Origin of the sequence: Bartonella sp. AP57NXGY, assembly GCF_042195805.1 — a bacterium.
GTDB lineage: Bacteria > Pseudomonadota > Alphaproteobacteria > Rhizobiales > Rhizobiaceae > Bartonella.
The window spans coordinates 1-2,932 of sequence record NZ_JBHIOZ010000046.1 but is presented as its reverse complement, the minus strand read 5'-3'; the positions used below and the strand labels follow the sequence as shown (position 1 = coordinate 2,932).

Annotated in this window: 3 protein-coding genes; all 3 read left to right on the top strand. The window is 38.2% G+C overall.

All coding sequences use genetic code 11. The features are described from left to right. Positions 1-334: 334 nt before the first annotated feature. From ACFIL8_RS05835 to ACFIL8_RS05825, 3 genes are read left to right on the top strand one after another with little or no spacing between them, the layout of a single operon-like run. Complete coding sequence (locus tag ACFIL8_RS05835; RefSeq protein WP_375612375.1) at positions 335-1,666, top strand: TldD/PmbA family protein; 1,332 nt, start codon at positions 335-337, stop codon at positions 1,664-1,666. After that, on the top strand, positions 1,653-2,459 hold the full coding sequence (locus tag ACFIL8_RS05830; protein WP_375682563.1) for a 3'(2'),5'-bisphosphate nucleotidase CysQ: 807 nt from the start codon (positions 1,653-1,655) through the stop codon (positions 2,457-2,459). Before ACFIL8_RS05835 ends, ACFIL8_RS05830 begins: the two co-directional genes overlap by 14 nt. A 46-nt stretch (positions 2,460-2,505) precedes the next feature. Continuing rightward, positions 2,506-2,751 carry a DUF4170 domain-containing protein gene (locus tag ACFIL8_RS05825; protein WP_375612377.1) on the top strand — a complete coding sequence of 82 codons (246 nt, stop codon included), beginning with the start codon at positions 2,506-2,508 and terminating at the stop codon, positions 2,749-2,751. Positions 2,752-2,932 lie beyond the last annotated feature (181 nt).

Below are 2,932 nucleotides of genomic sequence, written 5' to 3'. Positions count from 1 at the left end.
CTTTTCGAATTTTTGAGGATTTTGGCTTAAATTCAAGTGTTATAGCTAAGACTTTTGTTAATTGCCAATTGTTCTGTTGATTTGATTGTCAGTGGAGATTTGGCTCCTAAAATGATAAGGGCCCATGAGAAATCTTGAAACTAAAGAGATTTTACGGCATATTACGTTTTTTCATAAAGAAGCTAAAAGGGAAATGATTTAATGCATTAAAAGAAAAAGAATGCATGAATGTGCATAATCTTATGAATCAATACACAAGAGTTATATTCTGATTTGTATAAATTTGTCAGAATGCTTATCAATGTAAATAATAAAATATTTTAGGGAGTCTATAATGACTGACAAAAACCAGATTGAGAAAGCTGTTTCGCTGGTTGAAGCAGCAAAGCGTTCTGGGGCAGATGCTGCTGATGCTGTTATTGTTCATGCTCATTCTACCAGTGTATCAGTTCGTTTTGGGAAAGTCGAATCGACAGAAGCAGCAGAGAGCAATGATTTTACTCTAAGGGTTTTTGTTGGAAAAAAAGTAGCAAGTGTTTCTGCTAATTTAGGATCTTATCCGCAAGAACTTGCGGAACGTGCTGTTGCGATGGCTAAAGCTTCTCCCGATAGTTTATTTGAAGGTTTGGCAGATAAAGAGTGTTTGGTTAAGTATCCTAAAGATCTTGATCTTTTTGATGATTTTGTACCCAGCAGTCATTTTTTAACAGAAGATGCTTTAAAAACGGAGGCAGCAGCTCTTGATGTTAAAGGTGTAAGCAATTCTGGTGGCGCTGCAACAGCTTATGGCCGTAGTGGGTTTATTCTTGTGACCAGCGATGGTTTTTGTGGAGCCTATCGCTCAAGTTGTTTTTCACGTTCTTGTAGTGCTCTTGCAGGTGAAGGAACACAGATGGAGCGGGATTATGATTATACAACAGCCTTACATTTTTCTGATTTAGAGGCAGCAGAAACTGTGGGAAAGAATGCAGGGCTTGGTGCTGTTCGACGTTTGGGTGCAGTTCGTGCGGCGACTGGGAGCGTTGATGTTATTTTTAATCCGCGTACGGCTCGTGGAATTGCAGGGCATATCGCATCTATGGTCAATGGAGCCTCTGTGGCTCGAAAAACGAGTCTTTTACAGAATTTCCTAGGCAAGGAAGTGATGAAGCCTAATGTTAATGTAACCGATCAACCTTTGCGATTACGTGGAAATGCTTCTCATCCTTTTGATGGAGAAGGGGTAGAGGGGCAAACACTCAATATTATTGAAAATGGTATTTTAAAAAATTGGCTTCTTTCATCATCTACAGCACGTGAATTGGGACTTAAAACAAATGGACACGGTATGCGTTCGGCATCATTAGTGCAGCCGACCAGTACAAATTTTGCTATTGAACCGGGTTTAGTATCACCTTGCGATATGATAAAAGATTTGCGAAATGGATTTTATGTGACCGAATTATTCGGTCATGGCATTGATTTTATTACTGGTCAGTATAGTCGTGGGGCTTCCGGTTTTTGGATTGAAAATGGTGAAATTGCTTATCCGGTAAGTGAAGTAACGCTAGGTTCTGATTTGCTTCATATGTTAGCACATTTAACACCTGCCAATGATATTGATCGGCGTTATAGTACAGCTGCTCCAACATTGTTAATTGAAGGGATGACACTTGCAGGAAAATAACACGCATCATTCTTCTGATTTAAATCTTTTGCGTGATGTTTGTCGAGAGGCAGGAGATTTAGCAATGCGGTATTTTGGATGCACGTTGGATGTCTGGATTAAAGAAGGTAATTCCCCGGTTAGTGAAGCAGATTTTGCTGTTGATCATTTCTTGAAAGAGAGGCTTCTTGGAGCTCGTCCAAATTATGGATGGATTTCAGAAGAAACAAAAGATAATCGAGAAGAACAAGATTATTATGAGCGCTCTTTTGTTGTTGATCCTATTGATGGAACGCGTGGTTTTCTTTCTGGCAATCCTTATTGGTGTATTTCGGTTGCCATTATTGAGAATGGGCGTCCTATTGTGGGCGTTCTACAATGTCCGGCTCAAGGAGATGTTTATACAGCTGTAACAGGTGGAGGGGCAACATTAAATGGGATAAAACTTCCTCGTTTAGCCTTTGAGGTTCATCGAAAATATAAAATTTCACTTGATAAATCGCTCGCACAAAAATTACCAGATGATTTTCTCAATCAAGTCAGTCTTTACCATTATCTTCCTTCTCTTGCTTATCGTATTGTTCTTGTTGCTCAAGATGAAATTGATATCGTATTAGTTCGTCCAAATTGTCATGAATGGGATATTGCCGCTGCTGATCTTATTTTGCAGGAGTGTGGAGGGTGTTTTTTATCGCTTGATGCCCCTTTACTATCTTATGGAATTGAACCTTACCAGTATGGACTTTTAATTGCTGGTAAAAATAATTGCTGTCAAGATATGATAGATGTTGTTCGTCAAACAAAGTTAGTTTAATCACGTAAAAGCGCGCTAAGATAATCTAAATGATATGGAGGCACATATGACTGAAACCAAAGAAAAAAAACAATATTTACATCTTGTATTTGGTGGGGAATTAAAAAATCTTAACAGTAATCAATTTAAGAATCCTGATGAGTTAGATGTGGTTGGTATTTTCTCAGATTATCAATCCGCTCAAGAAGCATGGCAGGCAAAAGCACAAAGCAGTGTAGATAATGCATTACAACGTTATTACATTGTAGATTTGCATCAGTTTCTTGATGCTGAGTTAGGCGATGCAGAATAAAGCTTGAATATTTGGTCATTATAACCTGTAGATTGCTTCATGCTTTTGTTTAGTCGTCCTTTTCATAGGTACGTTCTTCGGGTAAAATAGAATGCCGTAAAAAAGAATATGCTTGTTGTTTAAAATTCATATGTTTTTTTAAGAAACATCTCCCAAAGCACCCAAGCCCATTTCATAATAG

What these genes read in the sequence shown, in the direction of transcription:
- ACFIL8_RS05835 (WP_375612375.1), top strand. Translation starts at nt 335, where the DNA reads ATGACTGACAAAAACCAGATTGAGAAAGCTGTTTCGCTGGTTGAAGCA.
- ACFIL8_RS05825 (WP_375612377.1), top strand. Translation starts at nt 2,506, where the DNA reads ATGACTGAAACCAAAGAAAAAAAACAATATTTACATCTTGTATTTGGT.